The following is a 23509-nucleotide window of genomic DNA, read 5'->3' on the forward strand; positions in this document are numbered from 1 at the left end:
ACGATTTTTCTGCCTGTCTCGTGGGCTCGGAGATGTGTATAAGAGACAGGGTGGGGAGGTCGGGGGTGGGGACGTCGGCCGTGGGGGCTCCGGCTGTGGGGGCTCCGGATTCCGGCGTCGGCCCGGCGGACGGGGCGGACTGCGGCTCGGCCTGGGGTTCGGCGTGGGGTCCTGCCTGGGGTTCGGCGTCCGCCTCGGCCGGCGTCCCGGGCTCCGGGTGCGGGGCGGTGCGTCCCGCCTCGGGGTCGGTGATCAGGGCCCGGTACTGGGGACATCGGGCTTCGAGTTCCTCGTGCGTCCCGATGTCCAGCAGGCGTCCGCGCTCCAGGACGGCGATCCGGTCGGCGAGCTGGAGCGTCGAACGGCGGTGGGCGATCAGCAGCGTGGTACGGCCGGTCATCACCGAGCGCAGCGCGTCGTGGATCTCCGCCTCGACCTGCGGGTCCACCGCCGAGGTGGCGTCGTCGAGCAGCAGGATCCGGGGGTCGGTGAGGATCGCCCGGGCCAGGGCGATGCGCTGGCGCTGCCCGCCGGAGAGGGTCAGGCCCTGCTCGCCGACCTTGGTCTCGTAGCCGTCCGGGAGGGCGCGGACGAACTCGTCGGCCTGCGCGGCGCGGGCGGCGGCGACGATCTGCTCGTCGGTGGCGTCCGGACGGCCGTAGGCGATGTTGGTGCGGACCGACTCGGAGAAGAGGAAGCTTTCCTCGGGGACGATGCCGACCGCCGCCCGGACCGAGTCCAGGGTGAGGTCGCGCAGGTCGTGACCGTAGAGGCGGACGGTGCCGGCGGCCGGGTCGTAGAAGCGGGGCACCAGCTGGGCCACCGTCGACTTGCCGGAGCCGGAGGCCCCGACCAGGGCGAGCGTCTCACCGGGGGCCAGCCTCAGGCTCAGGCCGTGCAGGACGGGGGCGGGGTGCTCGGGGTCATAGCGGAACTCGACCCGGTCGAACTCCAGGGCGACGTCCAGGGCCCGGGGGCCGACGGTGCTGCCGTACGGGCCGGCTTCCTCGGCGGTGCTGCCCGGCGGGGTGGCGCCCTTCCCGGCGTCGTCGCACGGGAGGTCGAGGTCCAGGGTGCGCGCGTCCTGGCGCTCCTGGACCAGCGGGCGCTCGTCGACCAGCTGCAGGACGCGTTCCACGCCCGCCCGGGCCTGCTGGCCGACCGTGATGACCATGGTCAGCATCCGCACCGGGCCGGTCATCTGCGCGACGTAGGTGGAGAAGGCGACGAAGGTCCCGAGCGTGACCCGGCCGTCGACGGCCAGCCAGCCGCCGAAGGCCAGGACGGCAACCTGGGCCAGGGCCGGAATCGCCTGCATCGCCGGGTTGTAGCGGGCGTTGAGCCGGATCGACCGGAGCCGGGCGGCGAACAGGTCGTGGGAGGCCCGCTCCAGCTTGCCCCGTTCCTGGGCCTCCTGGCCGAAGCCCTTGACCACCCGGACGCCGCCGATCGCGCCGTCCACCACGCCCGCGACTGCGGCCGCCTCCTGCTGGGCGGCCCAGGTGGCCGGGAACAGGCGCTTGCGGCTGAGCACCGAAACCCACCACAGCGCAGGGGCCATGACCAGCGCGACCAGGGTGAGCGGCGGAGACAGCCAGACCATCACGACCAGCGACATGACGAACATCAGCAGGTAGCCGGTCATCATCGGCAGCATCGAGAGCAGACCGTTGACCAGCTGGAGGTCGGAGGTCGCACGCCCGACCACCTGGCCGGTGTCCAGCCGGTCCTGGCGGTGGCCGTCGAGCCGGCCGAGCGAGCGGAACAGGTCGCTGCGCATGTCGTGCTGGACGTCGAGGGCCAGCTGACCGCCGTAGTAGCGACGGACCTGGGTGCAGCCGAAGACCACGACGGCGGCCAGCAGCAGCACCACCGCCCAGGGGGTCAGCGAGCGGGTGTGGGCGATGATCACGTCGTCGATGATCAGCTTGGTGACCAGCGGCACCAGCGCGGTGACGGCCATGCCGAGGAGCGAGGCGCCGAATGCGAACAGCAGGCTCCGGCGGGACCGCCAGCTGTAACCGACCAGGCGGCGCAGCCACCCTGCGGGCTCGGCGGGACCGCCGGCGGTGTGCTCGGCAGCCGTGTGCTCGGCAGCCGTGTGCTCGGCAGCCGTGTGCTGGGCAGCCGTGTGCTGGGCAGCCGCGCGTTCGGCCTCCGTGTGCTTGGCCGCCGTGTGCTCGGCCGCCGTGTGCTCGGCTGCCGTGTGCTCGGCTGCCGGAGTCGAGCCGGGGGCCGGTGGGCCGCTCGGGGATTGCTCCACCGTGGATCCGTGAGTCTCAGGCATATTTAGGGATGCTAACCATTTCGTCGGGTGGCCGCCACGGCGTTTCCGGCCCCGATGGGTTCGGGGCGGGCCGGGACGACCCGGATCGTCCGGTCCGGCGGACTGGCCAACAGCGTGCGGCCTGCGGTGATTCCCGATCGAACCACCGCACCCCCGCGCGGCACCGGTCGACCGCCGCCCGCCTCCAGGGTCGCCGACGACCCGTCGAACGCCCAGCGACCGGGGGTGGGCGGGCGCCGTCCTTTGGGCCTAGGCCTCCGGGCGGGGCGATCGCCCCGGGCAGCCGGGCGGGATCGGGTGCGCGAGCGAGCGGTATCGGGTGTTCGTGCGGGCGGGATCAGGCAGGCGTGCGAGCGGGATCAGGCCGAACTCAGGCGCCCGTGGAGGCCGAACCCGCGGACGCCGCGTTCGCGGCAGCGGCGAACGCCCCGTGCGCGAGGGTGTGGAGGAGCGTGGCCATGCCGTCGCGCTGAAGCCCCGAGCGCTCGCCCTGGCCGGGGTTCGAGCCGAGGCTGTGCGGGGTCGAGTTGATCAGGCCGAAGACGGCGTGCACGGTGGCCCGGGCCACCGGCTCGGCGGCGGGATCGGCCAGCGGCGGGTAGGCCTGCCGCACCACCTCCACCCACAGCTCGACGTAACCGCGCTGGAGCCGGCGGACGGTGCGGCGGTCCTCCTCCTTGAGGTTCAGCAGCTCGCGGTCGTGCAGGGTGATCAGGTCGCGGTCGTTCAGGGCGAAGTCGACGTGGCCGCCGATCAGCGCGTCCAGCGCCGCGACCGGCCCGTCGCCACCGCCCGCCCGGCGGCGCCCCTCCTCCAGCAGGCGCTCGCTGATGCCGATCAGCAGGTCGGCGAGCATCGCGTCCTTGCCGGCGAAATGGCGGTAGAGCCCGGGGCCGCTGATCCCGACGGCCTTGCCGATCTCGTCCACACCGACGCCGAGGAAGCCGCGGGCGGCGAACAGCCGCGCTGCCTCCCGGCGGATCTGGTCGCGGCGTGGGAGCGCGGAGGCTGTGGGGACGTTCGGCATGCTGCCCATCGTAGACAGTCGGGTTATCGGCCGTTAACCTGGGCGGCGTAAGTTAACGTTAATTAACGTGGGATTCCATGGGCGCACCGTACCTGGCCGCCCACTCGGTGCCGAGGGCAAGGGAGCTCTTGGGAATGGTCATCTCAACCGCCGGCACACCAACCGGCGTTCGGCTCAGCGCAGCGAACGGCGCCGCGGCGGCCGGCCCCGTACCGCCCGGAGCCGCCGCACCGGCGCCCCGGCTCGGCACCTCCGCCGACCCGGGCTCGGCGGCCTACCTCGCCAACACCGAGGCGCACCGGGCGCTGGTCGCCGAACTGCGGGCGAAGCTCGACGCGGCCGCGCTGGGCGGTGGCGCCAAGGCCCGCGCCCGGCACACCTCACGCGGCAAGCTCCTCCCCCGCGACCGGGTGGACACCCTGCTCGACCCGGCCTCGCCGTTCCTGGAGCTGGCCCCGCTGGCCGCCGACGGGATGTACGACGGGGCGGCGCCCGCGGCCGGTGTGATCGCCGGCATCGGCCGGGTCGCCGGACGCGAGGTGGTGGTCGTCGCCAACGACGCCACCGTCAAGGGCGGCACCTACTACCCGATGACGGTGAAGAAGCACCTGCGCGCCCAGGAGGTCGCGCTGGAGAACCGGCTGCCCTGCATCTACCTGGTGGATTCCGGCGGCGCCTTCCTCCCGATGCAGGACGAGGTCTTCCCGGACCGCGACCACTTCGGCCGGATCTTCTACAACCAGGCCAGGCTCTCCGCCGCGGGCATCCCGCAGATCGCCGCCGTGCTCGGTTCCTGCACGGCCGGCGGCGCGTACGTCCCGGCGATGAGCGACCAGGCCGTGATCGTCCGCAACCAGGGAACGATCTTCCTGGGCGGGCCGCCGCTGGTGAAGGCCGCCACCGGCGAGGTGGTCACCGCCGAGGAGCTGGGCGGCGGCGACCTGCACTCCCGCACCTCCGGCGTGACGGACCACCTGGCCGAGGACGACGCCCACGCCCTCTCGATCGTCCGCACGATCGTCGCCGGGCTCGGCCCGCGCGCGGCCAAGCCCTGGCCGCTCACCCCGGTCGAGCCGCCCGCCGTGGACCCGGCGGGCCTGTACGGGGCCGTCCCGGTCGACCCGCGCACGCCCTACGACGTGCGCGAGGTGATCGCCCGGCTGGTGGACGGCAGCCGCTTCGCCGAGTTCAAGGCCGAGTACGGCGCGACCCTGGTCACCGGATTCGCCCGGATCCACGGCCACCCCGTCGGCATCGTCGCCAACAACGGCGTGCTGTTCTCCGAGTCGGCCCTCAAGGGCGCCCACTTCATCGAGTTGTGCGACCAGCGCGGCATCCCCCTCCTCTTCCTGCAGAACATCACCGGGTTCATGGTCGGCCGTCAGTACGAGGCGGGCGGCATCGCCAAGCACGGCGCCAAGATGGTCAACGCCGTCGCCTGCACCCGCGTCCCGAAGCTGACGGTGGTGATCGGCGGCTCGTACGGTGCCGGCAACTACTCGATGTGCGGCCGGGCCTACTCGCCCCGCTTCCTGTGGATGTGGCCGGGCGCCAAGATCTCCGTGATGGGCGGCGAGCAGGCGGCGTCCGTCCTCGCCACCGTCCGCCGCGACCAGTTGGAGGCGCACGGCGAGCAGTGGCCGGCCGACGCGGAGGAGGAGTTCAAGCGTCCCGTCCGCGAGCAGTACGAGCGCCAGGGCAACGCCTACTACGCCACCGCCCGGCTCTGGGACGACGGTGTGATCGACCCGATGGACACCCGCACCGCCGTCGGTCTCGCCCTCACCGCCTGCGCCAACGCCCCGCTGGCGCCGCCCGCGCCGTACGGCGTCTTCCGCATGTGACACCGCCCCGTCGCTCCCGCGCCGTGACCCCTCCCTTCCGGGTGTGACACCCGCGGCGCCGGTCCGGCCCCGGGCCGGCGCCGACCACCCACCGCCACCTCCTTCGTACGGCTCCCCTCGACCCGGAGGAACGCCTCCCATGTTCGACACAGTTCTGGTCGCCAACCGCGGCGAGATCGCCCTCCGGGTGATCCGCACCCTGCGGCGCCTCGGCGTCCGCTCGGTCGCCGTGTTCAGCGACGCGGACGCCGATGCTCCGCACGTCCGCGAGGCCGACGTCGCGGTCCGGCTCGGCCCGGCCGACCGCAGTGACAGCTCGGCGGCCGAGACCTACCTGCGGACCGACCAGATCCTCGCCGCCGCCCGCCGCACCGGCGCCCAGGCCGTCCACCCCGGCTACGGCTTCCTCGCCGAGAACCCCGGCTTCGCCCGCGCCTGCGCCGACGCGGGCCTCGTCTTCATCGGACCACCTCCCGGTGCGGTCGAGTTGATGGGTGACAAGATCAACGCCAAGGAGGCCGTCCGGGCCGCCGGCGTCCCGGTGGTGCCCGGCAGCCAGGCCACCGCGCCCACCGACGAGGAACTCGTCGCCGCCGCCGACGAGATCGGCTACCCCGTCCTGCTCAAGCCGTCCGCCGGCGGCGGCGGCAAGGGCATGCGCCTCGTGCGGGACCGGGCCGAGCTGCCCACCGAGATCGCCGCCGCCCGCCGCGTAGCCCGCACCGCCTTCGGCGACGACACCCTGCTGCTGGAGCGCTGGGTCGACCGGCCGCGCCACATCGAGGTGCAGGTGCTGGCCGACGCCCACGGCACCACCGTCCACCTCGGCGAGCGCGAGTGCAGCCTCCAACGCCGCCACCAGAAACTGATCGAAGAGGCTCCCTCCGTTCTCCTCAATGCCGAGACCCGCGCCGCGATGGGCGCTGCGGCCGTCCGTGCCGCGGAGTCCTGCGGCTACACCGGGGCCGGCACCGTGGAGTTCATCGTCCCCGGCATCGACCCGGACGCCCCCTTCACCGCCGAGGGGGTGCGGGACTTCTTCTTCATGGAGATGAACACCCGTCTCCAGGTGGAACACCCCGTCACCGAGCTCGCCGTCGCCGTCGGCGCCGACTCGGCCCGGCTCGACCTGGTCGAGTGGCAGGTGCGCGTCGCCGCCGGCGAACCACTCACCTTCACCCAGTCCGACATCTCCTTCCTGGGCCACGCCATCGAGGCCCGCATCTGCGCCGAGGACCCGGAACGGGACTTCCTGCCCACCGGCGGCCGCATCCTCACCCTGGACGAGCCCCGGGGCGAGGGCATCCGTGTCGACTCCGGAGTCGCCCCCGGAACCGTCGTCACCAGCGCCTACGACCCCATGCTCGCCAAGGTCATCGCGTACGGGCCCGACCGCCCGACCGCGCTGCGCCGGCTCCGCGCCGCGCTGGCCGACACCCGCATCCTGGGCGTCACCACCAACACCGGCTTCCTGCGCCGGCTCCTCGCACACCCCGAGGTCGTCGCCGGCCGACTGGACACCGGCCTGGTGGAGCAGACGGCCCAGCAGCAGCCGGCCCTGCTCACCACGCCGTACTCCCCCGCCAACGCGACCGCCCCGGCCGGGACCGCGACGCCCGCCCACCCCGGGAACGGAACCGACCCGGCGACCGAATCGCCGTCGCCCTCCCACCTCCTCTACTACGCGGCCGCGCTGGCACGGCACCTGGACCTCACTCCGGCCGCCGCCCCCGGCGACTGGACCGACCCCTTCTCCCTTCCCTCCGGCTGGCGCCTGGGCGGCACCCCCGCCTGGACCACCCACCGACTCCGTACCCCCGGCCAGGACCCGGTCTCGGTGCGCATCCGTTCGATCACTGCGGGCAACGTAGCCGATGCCACTGACAATCCCGCCGGGCCCACCCGCGAGGTGGAGCTCCGGCTCGACGGCGGACCGGCGCACCGCGCCCGCGCGACCCTGGCGGGCGACCGGCTGCACCTGACCGTCGACGGCCTGCAGACCACGTTCTCGCTGGCCACCGACGCCACCCCCGGCCTCGCCGCCGGCCCGGTGACCTGGCTCGGCGTCGAGGGCGACGCCTGGCCCCTGCACGGCTACGACCCGGCCGTCGAGAGCGCCGCCGGGGCCGGCGCGCACCACGGCGCCCTGACCGCCCCGATGCCCGGCACCGTCACGGTCGTCAAGACCACGGCGGGCGAGACCGTCCGCAAGGGCCAGCCCCTGCTCGTGCTGGAGGCCATGAAGATGGAACACGTGATCGCCGCGCCGCACGACGGCGTGGTGGCCGAACTGCGGGTCGCCGCGGGCGCCACCGTCGCGATGGAGGACCTGCTGGTCGTGGTCACCCCGGCGGAGGAGGCCGCGGCCGGGGAACCCCCGGCCGGGGAGTCCGCGGCCGAGCCGACCGCCGCTCCCGCCGAGCCCGCGCAGGTGCGGTCGTGACCGCCCCCGCCCGCGAGCCCGACGCGCTCGACCTGGGCCTGCCCGACCCCGTCCGCGCCCCCGGCCTGCCCGAGGAGGTCCGGATCCACGAGGTCGGGCCGCGCGACGGACTGCAGAACGAGAGTTCCCTGGTGCCGGTCGAGGTCAAGGCCGAGTTCATCGCCCGGCTCGCGGCCGCGGGCCTGCGCACCGTCGAGGCCACCAGCTTCGTTCACCCGAAATGGGTACCGCAGCTGGCCGACGCCGAGGAACTGATGCCCAGGCTCGCCGACCTGCCCGAGCGCCACCCGGGCCTGCGGCTGCCGGTGCTGGTGCCCAACGAGCGCGGCCTGGACCGCGCGCTCGCCCACCGCGCCACCGACATCGCGGTCTTCGCCAGTGCCACCGAGACCTTCGCCCGACGCAACCTCAACCGCTCGGCGGACGAGGCCATGGCGATGTTCCGCCCGGTCGTGACGCGGGCCGCCGAAGCCGGGATCGCGGTCCGCGGCTATCTCTCGATGTGCTTCGGCGACCCGTGGGAGGGGCCCGTCCCGGTCCCCCAGGTGGTCCGGTACGGCGTGCGACTGCTGGAGATGGGCTGCTCGGAGCTGAGCCTCGGCGACACCATCGGGGTGGCCACCCCGGGCCAGGTCGGCGCCCTGCTGGCGGGCTTCGCCTCGGCCGGGGTGCCGGCCGACCGGCTCGCCGTGCACTTCCACGACACCTATGGGCAGGCGCTCAGCAACACCCTGGCTGCGCTGCGCGAGGGCGTCACCACGGTGGACGCCTCGGCGGGCGGCCTGGGCGGCTGCCCGTACGCGAAGAGCGCCACCGGCAACCTCGCCACCGAGGACCTGGTCTGGATGCTGCACGGCCTCGGCATCCGCACCGGCGTCGACCTGCGCGCGCTGGTCGCGACCAGCGGCTGGATGGCCGAGCGCCTCGGCCGCCCGAGCCCCTCCCGCACCGTCCAGGCCCTGCTCGGCACCACCCGGGGCTGACCCGCCCCGCGCCGGCCCCGGCGCCGGCCGCGCCCCTTTCGGTCCGGTCGGCGCCAGGCACCACGTTCATCCCATCGCATTCATCCCTCGACCACACCGTACGACCGTCACACCGTCAGACGGACGCCGGTCATCCCGCTCACGCCCGCGGCCACCCCGGCCGGGCACCAGGAGGATCACCATGCTCGACCACCGACTCAGCAGCGAGTACGAGGAACTGCGGCGCACCGTCGCCGAGTTCGCCCAGGACGTGGTGGCGCCGAAGATCGGCGAGTTCTACGAGCGGGAGGAGTTCCCCTACGAGATCGTCCGCGAGATGGGACGGATGGGGCTCTTCGGCCTGCCCTTCCCGGAGGAGTACGGCGGCATGGGCGGCGACTACCTCGCCCTCGGCCTCGTCCTGGAGGAACTCGCCCGCGTCGACTCCTCGGTGGCGATCACCCTGGAGGCCGCCGTCTCGCTCGGCGCGATGCCGATCCACCGCTTCGGCACGGAGGAGCAGAAGCGCGAGTGGCTGCCCCGGCTGACCTCGGGCGAACTCCTCGGCGCCTTCGGCCTCACCGAGCCGGAGGGCGGCTCGGACGCCGGGGCCACCCGCACCACCGCGCGGTACGACGAGGCCACCGACGAGTGGGTCATCAACGGGACCAAATGCTTCATCACCAACTCCGGCACCGACATCACCGGTCTGGTCACCGTCACCGCGCTCACCGAACCGATCGCTCGTTCGAGTGAAGAAGGCGAATTCCGCTCGCCCACCCGGGAAATCTCCTCCATCATCGTGCCCACCGGGACCCCGGGGTTCCAGGTATCGAAGAAGTACTCGAAGGTCGGGTGGAACGCATCCGACACCCGCGAACTGTCCTTTACCGACTGCCGCGTTCCCGCGGCCAACCTGCTGGGCGAGCGTGGCCGAGGCTACGCCCAGTTCCTGCGGATCCTCGACGAGGGCCGCATCGCGATCGCGGCCCTGGCCACCGGCCTGGCCCAGGGCTGCGTCGACGAATCCGTGAAGTACGCCGGCGAGCGCCGGGCCTTCGGCCGGCCGATCGGCGCCAACCAGGCCATCCAGTTCAAGCTTGCCGACATGGAGCTGCGCGCCCACACCTCCCGCCTGGCCTGGCGGGACGCCGCCTCCCGGATGCTGCACGGTGAACCGTTCAAGAAGGAGGCCGCGATCGCGAAGCTGTACTCGTCGGAGGCCGCCGTCGACAACGCCCGCGAGGCGACCCAGATCCACGGCGGGTACGGCTTCATGAACGAATTCCCGGTCGCCCGCTTCTGGCGCGACAGCAAGATCCTGGAAATCGGGGAGGGCACGTCGGAGGTCCAGCGCATGCTCATCGCCCGGGAGCTCGGCGTCACGTCCTGAGCCGAGCCCACCGGGGCAACGCCCCGCTCCACGACCGGTGTTGAGCTTCACGACCGGCACCGGGGAGCGGCCCACGGTGGAGGAGGCACCAGGAGGAGACGCCCGGGGAAGAGTCCCGACGGACCGTCAGGGGATCACGATCACCGGGCGGTTGGCCCGCCGCGCCAGCCGCCCGGAGACCGAGCCGAAGATCTTGCCGAGCAGGCCGTGCGTCGTGCCGACGACGATCGCGTCGGCGGCGTACTCACGGCCGACCTCCTCGATCTCGTGGCAGATGTCGCCGCCGCGCTCGACCAGGATCCACGGCACCCCGGCGAGGAAGTCCGCACACGCGAGCTCCAGGCCGAGGACCTCGGTCCGGTGGTCGGGGAGGTCGACGAAGACGGGAGGCTCGCAGCCCGCCCAGACCGTGGCGGGCAGGCGGTTGGCGACGTGCACGATCACCAGACCGCACTGCGATCGGCGCGCCATGCCGACCGCGTAGGCGAGGGCGCGCTCGCTCGACAGCGAGCCGTCGAAGCCGACCACCACGCCGTGCTGGAACACCGGGTCGAGGAAAGACGCGGGCGCCTCCTGCGAGGACGGCTCGACGTTCCCGAACGCGTCGGCCGCGCCCGAGGCAGTCTCCGGCCGCTCGGCGCCCGGGCCCAGGCGGCCCGTCACCGGAGGCCTCGCAGGGCCGGCCGGGGGCTCGCCGCGCCGCTCACGGGGCCCCGGGCGGTCGCGGCGGGAGAGGTTGCCGCGGCGAGCGAGGCCGCGCAGAGCGCGCGCGAGGCTCTGCGGGCCGTCGTTTCCGGGGTCCGGGTCCAGGCCCGGCTCCGCAGGCCGGGCCGCCTCGGCGGCATCGGCTCGCTGCTCATGGCCGGTCCGGCCGGCCGGGATGCGGCCCGCGGCCTCGGCGCGCGGGTCCGCGTGCCCGTCGGCGCGCTGGTCGCCGTGCCCGTCGGCGCGCTGGTCGCCGTGCCCGTCGGCGCGCTGGTCGCCGTGCCCGTCGGCGCGCTGGTCGCCGTGCCTGTCGGGGTGCCTGCTGGTGCACCCGTCGGCGGGCTCGGCGGTGCGGTCGGGAACGCGGGCACCGTCGGTCCGGTCGGCGTGACGGTCCGGGTGGCTGTCCGCACGTCCGTCCGCAGGGCTGTCGCCGGGCGCGCCCACAGGGCCGTCGGCGCGCCCGGAAGCGTGCCCGTCGGCCGGGCCTGGGTTCGTACGGACTCCGTCTCCCCCGGTCCCTGCGCCCGCGCTGCGGGGCGCGTCCGGTTCGACCGGTCGGGGAGGCTCAAAACCAGCCATGGCTCACGGCTCTTCGATGGAGAGGGGCCGACAGGAGAGGACAACGCTGCCCGGGCAGCAGGCCCGCCCACGGGATGACGTCGGTCTGAGCCGCGCAGCACCGTATGGACCTGTTCCTTTCAGAGTACGACGGGCGTGGGGCCCAGCCCAGCGGCGGAGCCCCGGAGCGACGTTGTTCCCGCGAAAGGGGGATGCGCCCGCCGTGGCAGTGCGCCCTGCCCGCAGGCGGTCACGCCCCCTCCGGAGAGGAGGTTCCCTGGAGCTTGACTGAGCGGACCGGGCGGCGCAACAGGCCCCCGGGACACCGTGACCGGACTGTCATGGATCGGCGACGATCCGTTGCGACACGTCGCGAACCGTTACTCCCTGCTGCCCCGGCAGCCCCTCCTGGGGCCACCCGGTGCTGGTGCCGTACGTCAGCTGCCGGAGCCCGTTTCAGCCACTTCGTACGGCTTCGGGTCGCGCTCTGGCATTTGCCAGATGCATAGGCGCGGGCGCTGGCACCATGCTCGGCATGCCCCTGCTCCTGTTCGACCTCGACAACACGCTGCTCCCCCGGGACGCCGCCTTCCGGGCCTGGGCACAGGACTTCCTGTCCGAACGCGACCTCCCGCCCGGCGACGTCGACTGGTTCGTCACCATCGACGGCGGCGGCTACGTGCCGCGCAGCACCGTACTGTCCGCGGTCCGGCGCCGCTACGGCCTGGACGGCTCCACCGAGTTCCTGCTCGCCCACTACCGACGCGGCATCAACTCCCACATCCACTGCCCGCCGCGGCACATCGAGGCGCTGCGGGTGGCGCGGGCGGCCGGGTGGACGCTCGGGATCGTCAGCAACGGGGGCACCCGGCCGCAGTTGGAGAAGATCCGGCGGACCGGGCTGGGGCCGATGGTCGACGGCTGGGTCATCTCCGAGGAGGCCGACTGCGTCAAGCCGGACCCGCTGATCTTCGAGATAGCCGCCCAGCGGTGCGGCATCGCGCCCACCGGGGAATGGGCCGCGCACACCTGGATGATCGGGGACCACGCGCCCGCCGACATCGCCGGCGCCGAGCTGGCCGGGCTGCGCAGCGTCTGGCTGCACCACGGTCGGCCGTGGGCGGAGAGCGGCTACCGGCCGACGCTGAAGGCGGCCGGTCTGCCCGAGGCCGTCGGCCAGGTGCTCGCGGCACGCAACGCGCCCTCGCCCCGGCCGGGGGTCCGGACCGCCGGATCGGGTCGGCGGCAGGCCGCCGGGGTTCCGGTACGGGCGGCGGCGCTGCTCGGCGCGCGGTCCGGCGCGCGTGCGTCAACATCCGCCCCGGAGAGTCCGAGTGCGCCCGTTCCCGGGGGCGCTGGGGCGAACGCCAGGGCGGGCGGCGGGTCGGGGCCGGGAGCCGACTCCGGTGTCCGAAACCGATCCGGCGGGTTTGCCGTGATCGCCGACGTCCGCACCGGCTCCGGAGCGGTCTCCCGAGCGGTCTCCGGCACCGGTGCGGCCGTCGGCACGGGGGCCGGCGCCACGCCGGAGCCGCTCACGGAGGACCGCACGCCCGCCCGGACCGCCTTCGCCGCGGCACCCGCCCTGCCGACGGCCGTCACGGCTGCCGCCCCCGCGGTCGCCGCCGCGGTCGCCGCCGCCCAGTAGCCGCCGTAGCAAAGCACCCGAAGCACGCCCTGCCGGGCCGGCCCGCGCGCCCTCCGGACAGCCCGGCCGGGTCATCCCTGCCGGACAGCCCTGCCGAGTCCTCCCCGCTGGTCATCCCTGCCGGTCAGGCCTGTGCCGAGGTGCGGCTCCACCAGCAGGTTCGAGCCTGCTCGGTGAATCCGAGCTTGCGGTAGAGCGGTTCGCCGAGCGTGGTGGCGACCAGGGTGGCCGGGCGGTCCGGGTGTGCGTGGGCCAGGGCGGTCTGCAGGACGACGCGGGCCACCCCCCGGCCGCGCTGGTCGGGCAGGGTCACGACCCAGTACACGCCGGTGGCCCGGCCGTCGTCGTAGGTGAGGCAGGCGCCGGCCACGGCGCCGTCGGCGCGGCCGAGCCAAGCCCGCCAGCCGGGCTCGCGCAGCAGCTGCCCCGGGAGGGCCGCGCCGCGGACCCAGGGCTGTCGGGCGGGCAGCGGGAAGCCCTCCACGATCGCCCGTTCGACCTGTGCGAGGCCGTCGCCGTCCCGGGCCTCATCGACCGTCAGGATGCCGCCCCCGGCGGCTTCCGAGACCGCGGGCAGGGCGTTCGTCACGCCCTCGACCGGGCCGGGGTCCCGGACCATCACCGGCATGATCGGCAGCCGGGCGGCTCCGAGGCGGGTGAGGTCGAGCCCTCCGTACGGGTCCTCCAGCGTGAAGCGGATGGTCGACCACTCGCTCAGAAGGCCATCCAACTCCCGCTCCACCAGGCCTGGTTCGGCGTAGGGGCGGGTCACCACGAACCGGTGCGCGTCATCCGGGGTGCGGGCGCAGCGGACTGCCGTCAGCCCCGGGCCGGCGCGGAACCGCCAACCGTGGACGCGGGCTTGGCTGAGCCAGAAGGCGGCGGCGTTGTCGTTGGCCCGTTCGAGCCGGCTGTCGGCATTCACGGCAGGACCGTAACCCGGCGGCCCGAATGCCGGTTCCGCCGCGTCAGGCTTGGCCGGATGAAGCCTGGGAGGCGCACATCAGGCTTCTGTGCGCCCTCCCGTGCACCGACGATTTTCGGTCAATTTCGCACCGCTCCCTCCCGCTTGGGCAAATCCGCAGCCCAGACCCGCCCACCGGGCACACGGGGGCCGAACGCTCCGTGAACGGCCCTGCGACAACCAGCCACCGTTGCCTCGGCCCTCTTCACAGAAGGGTCGACGGGTGCCACGCTTCGTGATCGAATGCATCACGCCAAATTGCCATGTCGACATAGCGTCGGATGGTGAACTTGTCACAACGGCAATGGTCCACCCGATAGATTTCGATCTTGGCTAGCAGTGCCGCACCACCCACACCACACCACCGAGGGGGCTTGAGCGCCTTGAGCAGGGTGAGCAGGAGCGACGCGGGTCCTGACAGCGGCCAGGCGGTGGCCGGCACCGCGGGTCGATCCGCGAGAAGCGCTGGCACCTCCGCGATCGCCACCACCCGCAGCTCCGGCGCCCCGGGCGCCGCCGCGCACCCCTCCTACCCCGCCGTGCACTCGCCCGCGGCGCACTCCCCCACGGCCGGCCCGGGCACCGTCCCGGGCGGCGCCGAACACGGCGCGGCCACGCCGCACGGAGGCCAGCCCCACGGAGCCCAGCCCCACGGAGGCCAGTCCCACGGAGCCCAGCCGTACGGAGGCGGGCAGTCCACCGGCGGACACCCCGTCAGCGGCGGGCAGCCGGTCGGCGGACAGCCCATCAGCCGAGGCCTCGTCAGCCACGCCCCGGCCCATGGCGGCGACTACCCCGGTTACACGGGTTACACCGGCTACGCGGGCCACCCCGCCTACCCCGGTGGCGTTCCGGGCCCGAACGGCGCCCCGGGTGCCACCGGCGGCCCGCTCGGCGGACTCGCGCTCGGCACCGCCCCCGGCCACGGCCCGCTGGGCCACAGCGGCCACAGCAGCCACGGCAGCCACGGCGCGAACGGCTCCGCGAGCACCGCGACGACCTCCGCCCCGCGCAAGCTGTCCGGTCGGCGTCGCCGGGAGACCGTCGCGGTGCTGATCTTCGGCGGTGCCCCGATCTTCGAGAGCTCGATCCCGCTCTCGGTCTTCGGCGTGGACCGCCAGGACGCCGGGGTGCCCCGCTACCGCCTGCTGGTCTGCGCCGGTGAGGAGGGGCCGCTGGCCACCACCGGCGGCCTGACCCTCTCCGCCCCGTACGGTCTGGAGGCCCTGGCCCGGGCCGGCACGATCGTCGTACCGGCCTGGCGCTCGATCTCCCAGCCTCCGCCGGTCGAGGCGATCACCGCCCTGCGCAAGGCCCACCACGAGGGCGCCCGGATCATCGGCCTCTGCACCGGCGCCTTCGTGCTGGCCGCCGCCGGCCTGCTCGACGGCCGCCCGGCGACCACCCACTGGATGTACGCGCCGACGCTGGCCAAGCGCTACCCGCGGGTCCACGTCGACCCGCGCGAGCTGTTCGTCGACGACGGCGACGTGCTCACCTCGGCCGGCACCGCCGCCGGCATCGACCTGTGCCTGCACGTGGTGCGCAGCGACCACGGCGCCGAGGCGGCCAACGCGCTGGCCCGCCGCCTGGTGGTGCCGAGCCGCCGCGGCGGCGGAGGACAGGCCCAGTACATCGATCAGTCTTTACCGGAGGAGATCGGCAACGACCCGCTGGCCGAGGTGGTCACCTGGGCGCTGGAGAACCTCAACCAGCAGTTCGACGTCGAAGTGCTGGCGGCTCGCGCCTACATGAGCCGGCGCACCTTCGACCGACGGTTCCGCACGCTCACCGGCAGTGCGCCGCTGCAGTGGCTGATCACCCAGCGGGTGCTCCAGGCGCAGCGGCTGCTGGAGACCTCGGAGCTGTCGGTGGACGACGTCGCACGCCGGTGCGGGTTCCGTTCGCCGGTGGCGCTGCGCGGTCACTTCCGCCGCCAGCTCGGGGTCTCCCCGGCCGCGTACCGGACCAGCTACCGGGCGCGGCGTCCCGGGCAGCAGCCGCCCACGGCGGCCGGTGCGCACGGCGGCGACCTGCGGCTGCCCGGTGCGCTGCCGCACGCGGCGGCCGGCGCCGCCGGCGTGGCGGGCGGGCCGCTGTTCGGCGGGGCGCACGGCGCCCAGTCGGCGCAGCCGTTCCCGGCCGGGCCGGGCACTCCGACGCCGGTCGGCCCGCACGGGCAGCCGGTGCACGGACAGCATGGGCACGGGCAGCCGGGAGCGCACGGCCAGCCGGGCGGGTTCGGTCCGGGACAGGTCGGGGCGCCGGCCGGCCAGGCCTTCCACCCCCGGGCGGGCCAGCCGCACCCGCACCAGCAGGCCGCGCAGCAGTCGTACCCCGGGCAGCAGGGTGCGGCGGGGCGCGGTCCGGTGCGGCCTCCGGTGGTGCCGCAGCAGGCCGGTCCGGGCGCGGGAGCGGGACGTCCGTCGCGCACCGCCGAGCACGCGGCGGCCGAGGACGGCCTCCCCCAGCCGGGGGCGCGCGGCCAGGGCCAGGGGCACCGCAGCGCGGTCGAGCGGCCTGCGGACGAGCCGGGTGCGGCCGGACGCGGCCACGGCGCGGCCGCCGGACGGATGCCGTCCCCCGCCGGGCAGCCGGCGGCCGGGGCGGGCGAGCTCCGCGGTCGGCAGGCGCGGGCGCCGCAGGTCCGTCCCCAGGGCGGCCGGGCGGCGGCCGAGGGTGCCCGGACGACGCGCGAGGCCCGGACCGGTCGGGAGGGCCACCCGGTCCGCACCGGCCGGGAGGGCGAGCACCCGGACGGCCCCGGCACGCACGACGGGGCGGAGGAGCACCAGGCCGAGGCCACCGCTGCGGCACCCCGCTCGGCTCCACCGGTGCCCGCGGCGCGTGATCGCGCCGTAGGGTGAGGTGCGTGAATGACCGTTTGGTATGGATCGACTGTGAAATGACTGGCCTCGACCTCGACCGGGACGCCCTGGTCGAGGTCGCGGTGCTGGTGACGGACTCCGAGCTGAACATCCTCGGCGAGGGCGTGGACGTCATCGTCCGGCCGCCGGCGGAGGCGCTGGCGAACATGCCCGAGGTGGTGCGCGCGATGCACACCGCCTCCGGCCTGTTGGAGGAGCTGGAGCAGGGCGTGACCCTGGCCGAGGCCGAGGAGCGGGTGCTCGCGTACGTGCGCGAGCACGTGCCGGAGGCCGGGAGGACGCCGCTGTGCGGCAACTCGGTGGCCACCGACCGCGGTTTCCTGGCCCGGGACATGCCCGCCCTGGAGAAGCACCTGCACTACCGGATCGTGGACGTCTCCTCGATCAAGGAGCTGGCCCGCCGCTGGTACCCGAAGGCGTACTACAACAGCCCGCAGAAGGGCGGCAATCACCGAGCGCTCGCCGACATCCGGGAGAGCATCGACGAACTGCGGTACTACCGCGAGGCCGTGTTCGTCCCGCAGCCCGGCCCGGACGCCGACACCGCGCGCGCCATCGCCGGGAAGTACCAGCCCCCGGCCGGCTGATCCGGCGGGCCCGCTTCGGTCGGCTCCGCACCGACCGTCGGCGGGACCCCGCCGTAGGGTCCGCGAGGGTGCCCACGCCCGCGGGATCGGAACCCTGGCGCGAGCACCCTCTCGGATCCTGTAGAGTTCTTCCTGTCGGAACGGGAACGCGAGAGCGGGAACGGACCGGACAGATGGTGGGTGTAGCTCAGTTGGTAGAGCACCTGGTTGTGGTCCAGGTGGCCGCGGGTTCGAGTCCCGTCACTCACCCCAGAGCCCGAGGGGCCGATCTCTTCAAGAGGTCGGCCCCTCGGGCGTTTTCGCGTTCCTTCAACTGCCGCCGGTGGTCCGGCTTTTCCGGTCGACCTCCGGGCGACCCCTGCCGCCGGAAGCTACCGGCTAGTAACATCGTCGCCATGACCACACCTACGATCGGCCAGATGCTCGACGCCACCGTGCCGATGGCGCACACCCTGAAGCTCGAGTACCTGGAGACCACCCCGGAGCGCGCCGTGCTCCGGCTGCCCGACCAGCCCGCGTACCACAACCACGTCGGCGGCCCGCACGCCGGCGCGATGTTCACGCTCGCCGAGTCCGCCAGCGGCTGCATCGTGCTCGCCGCCTTCGGCGAGCAGCTGTCCCGGGCCGTGCCGCTCGCCGTCAACGCCGAGATCGCGTACAAGAAGCTCGCCATGGGCGAGGTCACCGCCACCGCCGTGCTCGGCCGCCCGGCCGCCGAGGTCGTCGCCGAGCTGGACGCGGGCGGCCGCCCCGAGTTCCCCGTCACCGTCGAGATCACCCGCGCCGACGGCGCCGTCACCGGTGTGATGACGGTCACCTGGACCCTGCGCCCCAACTCCTGACCGCCGCACGGCCGGTGGCCCCGGGAACACCACCTCGGGGCCGCCCGTGCGATGACTGTCCGTGACGGTCGGCGTGACCTCACCCCCCGTCCGCTCGTTCTCAACTCACATGCGAGCCAATCACGCGACCACGCGCCGGGAACCCGCCCCCCGCGGCGGCGGAGCCCGGCGCGGGATCGCCCGGTGGCTGCCCCGGCCCCGGACCCTCGCGGCCGGCGGGGCCCTGCTCGCTCAACTCTGGGGCCTCGGCGCCCCGGGCGCCTACGCGGCGACGGCCGACCCGCTGCCGGAGCCGGCCCGGGCCGCCGTCCGACGCGCACCGCACGGCGCGCCCGCGCTCGACCGGTCGACGCTCGACGGGCCCACCCTCGACGGACAGTCGGCCGAACGCCCCCTCGGCCAGGGGCAGTCGGCGACCGGGACACCGGACCGCTCCCCCGTGCTCCACGGAGCGCCCGTCGGCGGCGAACCGCTCGAAGGGGCCACCGACGCGATCGGCGGCACCCTGCAGGAACGGATCCGAGCCGGCGAACTGCCCCTGCCCGGTCAGCAGGCGGCCGTCCCCGACGCCTTCGCGATCGCCTCCGGCCTGACCGGCACCGCCGCCGCCCAGCGCCGGCCCACCGAGGCCCGCACGCGCCGGGAGGGCGAGCCGGCCGGGCTGCCCGCCACCGGCCGGACGCACCCCGGCACCGTCCGCTCCGCCGATCCGCCAGGGCCCGGGACCGCGGAGGCTCCGCCGCTCCAGGAGGCGGCGGCCACCACCGACACCGCCACCGCAGCCACCGCCGACCACGACGGCGCGGCAGCCACCCCCGCCACCGTTACCGCACCCGGCGGCAACGGGACGCCCGAGACGCTCGCCATCGCCGACACCGCCACCGCCACCCCCGCGGCCGACGGCTCCGCCACCGCGACCGCCGTCCTCGCCCCCATCGCGGCCGGGCTGCTGCTCACCGGGGCGGCCATGTGCAAGCATCGCGGACTACCGCGCGGGCACTGAGCGGGCACCGAGCGGGCTTTGAGCGGGCCGGCTCCAGGGGTGGCCCCCATCACCAGGTGGACGGCACGGCGTACGGCTCGGTGTGCAGCTCGGCGTCGACGGCGGGCCGGAGCAGGCGGCGAGCGGCGGGCGGCGAGTGCCGGCGGGCGTCCCGTCAGCGGAAGACGCCCGGGGGCGGCTCCGGGGAGGGCGCGGCCGTGGCGTCCGTCGCCGGGGTGGCTCCGGCGGCGAAGTCGGTGAGGGCGCGGCCGTGTTCGACCCGGGCGTGGGCGGGGTCGGAGGCGGCGCGGCGGGTGAGGTCGGCGGTCGGAAGGGGGGTGTGGGCGGCGGCCAGCACGAGGTTGCCGAAGCGCTTGCCGCGCAGCACGGCCGGGTCGGCGATCAGGCAGAGTTCCGGGAAGACCGCGCCGAGGGTGGCGACCTGGGAGCGGGCGAAGGGCAGGGCGGCGCCGTCGGCGATGTTGGCGGCGTACCAGCCGCCGGGGGCGAGGGCGCGGGCGGCGAGGGTGGTGAACTCGACGGTGGTGCAGTGGGCCGGGGTGCGGGCGCCGGAGAAGACGTCGGTGATGACCAGGTCGACGGTGCCCTCGGGGGTGCGTTCGAGCACGCTGCGGGCGTCCGCGCCACGCACCTTGATCTGCCAGCCGCGGTCCAACGGCAGTTCGGCGCGGACGAGTTCGGTGAGCGCGGTGTCGATCTCGGCGACCTGCTGGCGGGAGCGCGGCCGGGTGGCGGCGACGTAGCGGGCCAGGGTGAGGGCGCCGCCGCCCAGGTGCAGGACGGTCAGCGGGCGGCCGGGCGGGGCGACCAGGTCGATCAGGTGGCCGAGCCGGCGCTGGTACTCGAAGCCGAGGTGAGTGGGGTCGGCGAGGTCGACCAGGGACTGCGGGGCGCCGTCGATCAGCAGCGACCAGGCGGCGGGGCGGTCCCGGTCGGGGCGCAGTTCGGCCAGGCCGGAGCCGACGGGGCGGGTGAGCGGGCCCTGGGCGTGGGTGCGTCCGCCCGCGCCGGTGGTGTCCGCCGTCTCGCTGCCGCGGGCGGCCCTGCTGTTGCTTCGTCCCATGTCGGCCATTATCGCCGCCGCGCGGGACGGCCCGGCGGGTCGGAGCCGCGGAGCCACAGGTCAGGGGCGTGCCGGGGGGATCCGGCCGGAGGGGCGAGCCGTGCTCACCGGCCCGGCGGGATCCGCGCGGCACGCCCGCTAGAACGGGCCGAGGCCGCCCGCGGTGAGCGTGCAGGCGGCCTCGCAGAGGGCGGAGCGGAGCACCCAGGCGTCCGTGGGGCGCGCGGCGCGGCCGGCACCGGAGGGGGGGATCACCCAGCGGGGGTCGGTGGGGGCCGGGACGAGGGCGCCCGCCGTACAGGAGCTGCCGGGCAGGTGCCAGGTCTCCCAGGTGCCGGCCGGGACGAGGAAGACGACGGTGCTGCCGTTGCGGCTCTGCAGCACGGCCCCGCAGGCGCGGCGCAGTCTCAGGATGTCGACGGCTTCCAGGCCGTGCCGCAGGGCGACCGTCACGGTGTCGCAGCCGGTGACGAGGGTGCCCTCGTCGGGGGCGGTGCGCTCGCGCCGGGGACCGCCGCAGGGGGCGCGGCCGCCGTCCACCGGGCCCCGGCCGGGGATCCGGTCGTCGGCGGGGTCGGGGAGCAGGGCAGGGGCGGCGCCGGCGAGCACTCCCCCGGGGACGGGTCGGTACTTCGGCAGTCCGGTGGCCATCGTGGGCCCTCCTGTACCTCGTCGGATCCGGAAGCACAGCCGCCCGGAGGGGCCACCGGACTGGGACGGGCCGGTGGCGACGGCCTTGGCTTTCCACGTATCAGGAGAACGCGGCGAAGACACGTCAGGCCACGGGGCGCATTACAGCAAGGCATGGCATTTCATGGCAGATATCCCGCAACATAGCCCGTTTTACCCGAGTTTGTCATCAAATCCCCCACAAACCCAATGTGTCCGCCCGGTGACTCCGAGTACTCTCGGCGCCATGGCAGCCACCCCACCGGCCGAGCCGAACCGACCGTCCCCCAACGCCGTGATGCGCGCGCTGCGCGGCGACCGCTCCCCCGGCGAATTCGCCATGGCGGTACGCCGGGCCGCCCGCGAGATCGGCGAGCACGTCTCCTGCGACGCCCGCTACGTCGGGCGGGTCGAGTCCGGTGAGATCCGCTGCCCCAACTACGCCTACGAGCGGGTGTTCCGGCACATGTGGCCGGGCCGCACGCTCACCGACCTCGGCTTCGCCCCCCGCGCCGCCGTCCGCCGCCGCCCGGCGGACGGCGGCGGACGGGCCGAACCGCCCCCGCTCCACCCGCCGTTCCCGCCCCTGCCCGCCCCGCGCTCACCACTCTCCACTCAACTCCCGTACGCTGCCTCGCCGTACGCGGATCCAACCGTTCCGGACGGGCCCCGATGGCCGCGTCCCGGCGCGGTGCCCCGGGGGCCCGATGGATCGCCCTATCTCGACGAGGAGAACGACGACGTGCGTCGCCGTACGTTCCTGGCCGGCGGCACCACCGCGCTGGCCACCGTGATCGGCATCGACCGACCGGCCGCGGCCGCCGGTCGACAGGCCGGTACCGACGGTGCCTCCGGTGCGCTCACCGGCCAAGGCACCCTTCCCGGTGCGGAGTTCGCCGCACCGTCACTGCTCGCCACCGAGTCACTGCTCGCCACCGACCGGGTGGTGCCCGGCCGGCCCGGGCCCGTGCCGACCCTGCGCAGGGTCGGCGCCGCCGAGGTACTCGGAGTCGAACAGGCCGTCCGGGACATCCGGCTGGCCGACGACGCACACGGCGCCGACGCCCTGTACGAGCTCGCCGGGCAGTCGCTGCGCAACGCGTACGTCCTGCTCAACGAGGGCGAGTACAACGCCGAGACGGAGCACCGGCTCCAGGCCGGAGCGGGCGAACTCGCCATCTCGGTGGGCTGGTTGGCCCACGACTCGAACCGGCTCGCGGACGCCCGCTCGTTCTACGCCGAGGCACTGGCCACCGCCCGGATGGCCGGGGACTCCGCGCTGGAGGCGCACGTCTTCTGCAACAGCGCCTTCCTCGCCCGGGACGCCGGCCGCCCGCGCGAGGCGCTGCGTGCCGCCCAGGCTGGGCAGGTCGCCGCCCGGGAGCTGGGCTCCGACCGGCTCCTCGCGCTGCTGGCCATGCGCGAGGCCGGCGCCTGGGCCCTGCTGCAGGACCGCACCTCCTGCGAACGTGCGCTCGGCCGGGCGTACGCACTGTTCGACCGCGGCACCGCCGAGGGCGATCCGGAGTGGATGTCCTTCTTCGGCGAGGCCGAGATCGCCGGCCTCCAGTCGCAGTGCTGGTCCGCGCTCGGCGACTGGGACCGCGCCAGCGAGCAGGCCGGGCTGGCCATAGCGCTGCAGAAACCGCACTTCGTCCGCAACCGGGTGCTGTACACCGCCGAGCTGGCCCACGACCGGCTCGGCCGGGGGGACCTGGCGGGCGCGGCGCACCACGGCTCGTGCGCCGTCGCACTGTTCGGCGACGTCCGCTCGGCCCGGATCCGGAGCATGCTGGCGGACACCGCCGAGCGGCTGCGCCGGCACGCCGTGGTGCCCGAGGTGCGCCGGTTCCTGGCCGAGTACGACCGGGCGGCCGCCGCCTAGGACGGGCCCGGGCCCGTCAGTGCCCGGCGTTCAGGCCGTCCAGGTGGGAGAGGTCGTTCCAGATCTCCACGGCCGGGGCGCCGTACTCCCAGGACAGGACGCAGAGCGCGGCCGTGCCGAGCTTGAACCGCTGGGCGAACTCGGGCGGCAGGCCCAGCCAGCGGGCGGTCAGGATGCGCAGCAGGTGGCCGTGCGCGAACAGGACGACGTCCCGGTCGGCGCAGTGCATCTCGGTGGTGTCCGGCTCCGGGACGCCGTGCTCCTGGTTGAGGTCGGCGAGGAAGGCGTCCACCCGGGCGGCCACCTCGGAGAGCTTCTCGCCGCCGGGCACGCCGTCCCGCCAGATCAGCCAGCCGGGGTGGTCGGTGGCGCGGATGTCCACGCCGGTGCGGCCCTCGTACCGGCCGTAGTCCCACTCCATCAGCTCCGGGCGGTCCACCGCGCGGTCGCCGAAGCCGGCCAGCGCGCAGGTCTCCTTGGCGCGGCCGAGCGGGCTGGTGTAGACGAGCGCGTCCGGCAGCCCGTTCCACGGGGCCTTGGCGAGGCGGGCGCCGAGGGCCCGGGCCATCGCGCGGCCGTCCTCGGTCAGCGGGATGTCGGTGCGGCCGGTGTGTCGGCCGGTGGCGGACCACTCGGTCTCGCCGTGGCGGACCAGCACGATTCGGGCGGGCATGGGGGCTCCTCGCAGCGGGGCGGTGGCAATGGTCGGTCTCACCCTTGAGCACCGGGTTCCATGAT

At 74.7% G+C, this 23509-nt stretch carries 16 protein-coding genes, 1 tRNA gene and 2 pseudogenes; 11 read left to right on the forward strand and 8 right to left on the reverse strand.

What is annotated here, in order from left to right; all coding sequences use genetic code 11:
• Both OP86_RS26475 and OP86_RS26480 read right to left on the reverse strand, forming a co-directional pair.
• The coding region (locus tag OP86_RS26475; protein ID WP_245231830.1) for an ABC transporter ATP-binding protein at positions 1-2287 on the reverse strand (2287 nt) is incomplete at its 3' end.
• Positions 2288-2657: 370 nt separating this feature from the next.
• The gene (locus OP86_RS26480; RefSeq protein WP_030260312.1) at positions 2658-3314 is read right to left on the reverse strand and encodes a TetR/AcrR family transcriptional regulator; all 657 of its coding nucleotides are present in this window, start codon (positions 3312-3314) and stop codon (positions 2658-2660) included.
• 134 nt (positions 3315-3448) lie between these two features.
• Here OP86_RS26480 and OP86_RS26485 point away from each other — a divergent pair, with 134 nt between their 5' ends.
• The 4 genes from OP86_RS26485 (at position 3449) to OP86_RS26500 (ending at position 9956) form a co-directional block, all read left to right on the forward strand.
• Entirely contained in the window at positions 3449-5158 is a 1710-nt protein-coding gene (locus OP86_RS26485) for a carboxyl transferase domain-containing protein (RefSeq protein WP_030061974.1), read from the forward strand.
• A gap of 139 nt (positions 5159-5297) precedes the next feature.
• Positions 5298-7601, forward strand: coding sequence for an acetyl/propionyl/methylcrotonyl-CoA carboxylase subunit alpha (locus tag OP86_RS26490; RefSeq protein ID WP_033333509.1), 2304 nt, complete (start codon positions 5298-5300; stop codon positions 7599-7601).
• A complete protein-coding gene (locus OP86_RS26495; RefSeq protein ID WP_051830696.1) occupies positions 7598-8584 on the forward strand; it encodes a hydroxymethylglutaryl-CoA lyase in 987 nt (328 codons plus the stop codon). Before OP86_RS26490 ends, OP86_RS26495 begins: the two co-directional genes overlap by 4 nt.
• Before the next feature lie 181 nt (positions 8585-8765).
• The gene (locus OP86_RS26500; RefSeq protein WP_030061969.1) at positions 8766-9956 is read left to right on the forward strand and encodes an acyl-CoA dehydrogenase family protein; all 1191 of its coding nucleotides are present in this window, start codon (positions 8766-8768) and stop codon (positions 9954-9956) included.
• Between the two features lie 126 nt (positions 9957-10082).
• On the opposite strand, the pseudogene OP86_RS26505 reads toward OP86_RS26500, so the two are convergent.
• A pseudogene (locus tag OP86_RS26505) lies at positions 10083-10508 on the reverse strand (universal stress protein); the annotation flags it as partial.
• Positions 10509-11757: 1249 nt separating this feature from the next.
• On the opposite strand from OP86_RS26505, the gene OP86_RS33975 reads away from it, so the two are divergent.
• Positions 11758-12870 (forward strand): HAD family hydrolase, encoded by a 1113-nt coding sequence (locus tag OP86_RS33975; protein ID WP_158707035.1) that lies wholly within the window; start codon positions 11758-11760, stop codon positions 12868-12870.
• A 124-nt stretch (positions 12871-12994) separates the two neighbouring features.
• Here the strand turns inward: OP86_RS33975 and OP86_RS26515 are convergent, their stop codons facing one another.
• Together OP86_RS26515 and OP86_RS36920 are read right to left on the reverse strand one after the other, a co-directional pair.
• Positions 12995-13795: a GNAT family N-acetyltransferase gene (locus tag OP86_RS26515; RefSeq protein ID WP_051830700.1), complete on the reverse strand. Its 801-nt coding sequence runs from the start codon at positions 13793-13795 to the stop codon at positions 12995-12997.
• A gap of 244 nt (positions 13796-14039) precedes the next feature.
• Positions 14040-14321 (reverse strand): hypothetical protein, encoded by a 282-nt coding sequence (locus OP86_RS36920; RefSeq protein WP_157849851.1) that lies wholly within the window; start codon positions 14319-14321, stop codon positions 14040-14042.
• 529 nt (positions 14322-14850) lie between these two features.
• Here OP86_RS36920 and OP86_RS26520 point away from each other — a divergent pair.
• The 5 genes and pseudogenes from OP86_RS26520 to OP86_RS26540 all read left to right on the forward strand — a co-directional run.
• Positions 14851-16020: pseudogene (locus tag OP86_RS26520) on the forward strand (helix-turn-helix domain-containing protein); the annotation flags it as partial.
• A gap of 686 nt (positions 16021-16706) precedes the next feature.
• Complete coding sequence (gene orn, locus OP86_RS26525) at positions 16707-17309, forward strand: oligoribonuclease (RefSeq protein ID WP_030061963.1); 603 nt, start codon at positions 16707-16709, stop codon at positions 17307-17309.
• A 176-nt stretch (positions 17310-17485) separates the two neighbouring features.
• Positions 17486-17561: transfer RNA gene (locus OP86_RS26530), tRNA-His, on the forward strand.
• A gap of 143 nt (positions 17562-17704) precedes the next feature.
• Positions 17705-18151: a DUF4442 domain-containing protein gene (locus OP86_RS26535; RefSeq protein ID WP_030061962.1), complete on the forward strand. Its 447-nt coding sequence runs from the start codon at positions 17705-17707 to the stop codon at positions 18149-18151.
• A 109-nt stretch (positions 18152-18260) separates the two neighbouring features.
• Positions 18261-19154 (forward strand): hypothetical protein, encoded by an 894-nt coding sequence (locus OP86_RS26540; protein WP_030061961.1) that lies wholly within the window; start codon positions 18261-18263, stop codon positions 19152-19154.
• 154 nt (positions 19155-19308) lie between these two features.
• Here the strand turns inward: OP86_RS26540 and OP86_RS26545 are convergent, their stop codons facing one another.
• Together OP86_RS26545 and OP86_RS38390 are read right to left on the reverse strand one after the other, a co-directional pair.
• A complete protein-coding gene (locus OP86_RS26545; protein ID WP_030061960.1) occupies positions 19309-20217 on the reverse strand; it encodes a spermidine synthase in 909 nt (302 codons plus the stop codon).
• Positions 20218-20355: 138 nt separating this feature from the next.
• Positions 20356-20868 (reverse strand): hypothetical protein, encoded by a 513-nt coding sequence (locus tag OP86_RS38390; protein ID WP_234435090.1) that lies wholly within the window; start codon positions 20866-20868, stop codon positions 20356-20358.
• 265 nt (positions 20869-21133) lie between these two features.
• Between OP86_RS38390 and OP86_RS36130 the strand changes: the two genes are divergently transcribed.
• Positions 21134-22771, forward strand: a complete 1638-nt coding sequence (locus OP86_RS36130; RefSeq protein WP_030260333.1) for an NsdA family TPR-like regulatory protein — start codon at positions 21134-21136, stop codon at positions 22769-22771.
• A gap of 16 nt (positions 22772-22787) precedes the next feature.
• Here OP86_RS36130 and OP86_RS26560 read toward each other — a convergent pair whose 3' ends face one another.
• On the reverse strand, positions 22788-23444 hold the full coding sequence (locus OP86_RS26560; protein WP_030061957.1) for a histidine phosphatase family protein: 657 nt from the start codon (positions 23442-23444) through the stop codon (positions 22788-22790).
• Between the last annotated feature and the right edge of the window lie 65 nt (positions 23445-23509).

This window comes from Streptomyces novaecaesareae (assembly GCF_000716875.1).
Lineage (GTDB): Bacteria > Actinomycetota > Actinomycetes > Streptomycetales > Streptomycetaceae > Kitasatospora > Kitasatospora novaecaesareae.